Origin of the sequence: Rhodopirellula maiorica SM1 (assembly GCF_000346295.1) — a bacterium.
GTDB classification, from domain to species: domain Bacteria; phylum Planctomycetota; class Planctomycetia; order Pirellulales; family Pirellulaceae; genus Novipirellula; species Novipirellula maiorica.
On sequence record NZ_ANOG01000491.1, the window covers coordinates 1 to 2,203 of the forward strand.

Annotated in this window: 3 protein-coding genes; 2 read left to right on the forward strand and 1 reads right to left on the reverse strand. The window is 53.4% G+C overall.

Features of this window, described 5'->3' with window-relative positions; genetic code table 11:
* Positions 1-127: 127 nt before the first annotated feature.
* On the forward strand, positions 128-520 hold the full coding sequence (locus RMSM_RS15380; RefSeq protein WP_008697891.1) for a CoA-binding protein: 393 nt from the start codon (positions 128-130) through the stop codon (positions 518-520).
* Between the two features lie 18 nt (positions 521-538).
* Here RMSM_RS15380 and RMSM_RS15385 read toward each other — a convergent pair whose 3' ends face one another.
* Complete coding sequence (locus RMSM_RS15385) at positions 539-1,264, reverse strand: platelet-activating factor acetylhydrolase IB subunit (RefSeq protein ID WP_008697892.1); 726 nt, start codon at positions 1,262-1,264, stop codon at positions 539-541.
* Between the two features lie 251 nt (positions 1,265-1,515).
* Between RMSM_RS15385 and RMSM_RS15390 the strand changes: the two genes are divergently transcribed.
* Positions 1,516-2,094, forward strand: coding sequence for a hypothetical protein (locus RMSM_RS15390; protein ID WP_040767103.1), 579 nt, complete (start codon positions 1,516-1,518; stop codon positions 2,092-2,094).
* Positions 2,095-2,203 lie beyond the last annotated feature (109 nt).

The window sequence follows — 2,203 nt, forward strand, 5'->3', positions numbered from 1 at the left end:
TCGCGTCGACGGGAACGAAGGCCGCCAGACGAACAGGGTGATGGCCGAGGCTTACGCAAACGGCACCTAATTCGCATCAGGTAACGGCAACGAACTCCCAGAAACACGTATTTAATCGGAAAACCCCATGCCTCACGCGATCGAATCCTTTCTCGCGTCCCAAACATTTGCAGTTGCCGGTGCTTCGACGCGACGACACAAATATGGCAACAAAGTTTTTCGGGCACTGCTCGACGCTGGCCGCCAAGTCTTTCCACTCAATCCGATTAGCGAAGAGATTGAAGGACACAAGGCGTACCCGCGGATTACCGATTTACCGGTCGTCCCCGAGTCGCTGTCGATCATCACGCCACCCGAAGTCACCCGCCAAGTGGTGGCCGACGCAGTGGCGGCAGGAGTCAAGAACATTTGGATGCAACCCGGCGCCGAAGACGACATCGCGAGCCAGTTGGCTCGCGATGCCGGAATCAATGTCATCGATGATGGCAGCTGCGTACTGGTGTTACTTGCACGCGAATAAAAACGACGGTAGCCGTTCTTATTTTGCCATCAATTCCTTCAAGCTTTCTTCGATCGACTCGGCCCAAATCGTGTACCCCTGTTCGCTGAGATGCAGCAGGTCAGGCATGATCTCTCGGGAAAGCTTCCCATCGTCACTGAGAAATTTGTCACCGATATCCAAGTAGTGCACGTTATCGTCGGCAGCCAGTTTTGCCACGATCTCGTTACTCTTCTCGTTGACCTGCCGCTTCTTGTCCGACGAATCGGCCCCACGCGGGAAAGTTCCCAGCAATAGAATCTCGGTATCAGGCGTTTTCTGCTGCAATTGGCGAACGATCGCGGTCACCCCTTCGGCGATTTGTTCGGGCGTATTGCTGCCCGAGTTGTTGGTGCCAATCATGATCACGGCAACTTTGGGCGAAATGCCTTCCAGGTTGCCATTATCCAGTCGCCAGATCACGTGTTGAGTTCGGTCGCCACCAATCCCCAGATTCACCGCGTTCCGATCGCCATAGTATTTGGCCCACACGCTTTTGCCGCTGCCCTCCCAGCCTTGCGTGATCGAATCGCCAATAAACACAAGGTCAACGTTGCCCTGCTTGACCCTTGCATTCATCGATTCGTGACGTTTCATCCAACGACTGTCACGCGGAACGGGTTTAACCGCATCGTGCTGAGCTAAAGTGTCCTGAGCGTGCAGAGGGGAAACGAGAAAGCCGGTTAACACTAACGAAACCAGCAGAGAGCGACGGTAAATTTGCATCGAAGTTCTTTCAATGGTTGAGGAAACGGAGGTGGGACAGACAGACCGATATCTTAATCCACCCGACACGCTCAGGTGAGCCTGCGATGATCGGCAACCTGATGTTTTGATTGCAAAGCAGCGGGGCCATAAAATATCCAAATAGGGGGCCTGTGCATCAGTTTTCCTAGCAACCGCAAGCCGGAACGTGTTACCATCAATGACCCCAGAGCTAAAAGACACTCCGTTCCGCGTATTTGGGAACCAGCCAAGTGGTCACTCAAACTGCTCACGTCTACCGCTACCGTGTCGACGCTTCAGACATGATCGTCGCGGTGGACCAGTGGTGGATTGCCTTTGCGAGAGAAAACAACACCACCGATCTGGACGAGGACTCTGTGGTCGGTAAGTCATTGTGGGACTTTATTTCCGATTACCCGACCCAGAGGCTGTACCAGGAAATCCATCGTTTCGTACGAATGACCGGCAATCCGATCACCGTACCGTTTCGCTGCGATTCCCCCACACTGCGACGCTACATGCAACTAACCATCCGCCGACTGGAAACACAAGAATTAGGCTACGAGAGCGTCTTACTCCGAGCTGTCCCAAGTCGCCGTCTTGCCATACTCGACCCAACGGAAGAACGCTCAGCCGCATTTCTAACGATGTGCAGCTTCTGTAAACGATCACTAGTAGAACCTTCCGGCTGGCTCGAGATCGAAAACATTGCGATCAAGCTAAGGCTGTATCGCAAACAGACCGTCCCGGAAATTCGCTATACCGTTTGTCCTGATTGCGAAGATCAATACAGCAACCCCAAGAAACAAACCGAATCAAGCACTCGATAGAAATGGTCCGACATCCGCTTGATTGAACCGCCCCAACGGCTGCTTGCCGCGAACCTTGGAATAAATTCCCCGGCCCTTAGACGTCTTGGTGAATTCCCCCCAACCAGTT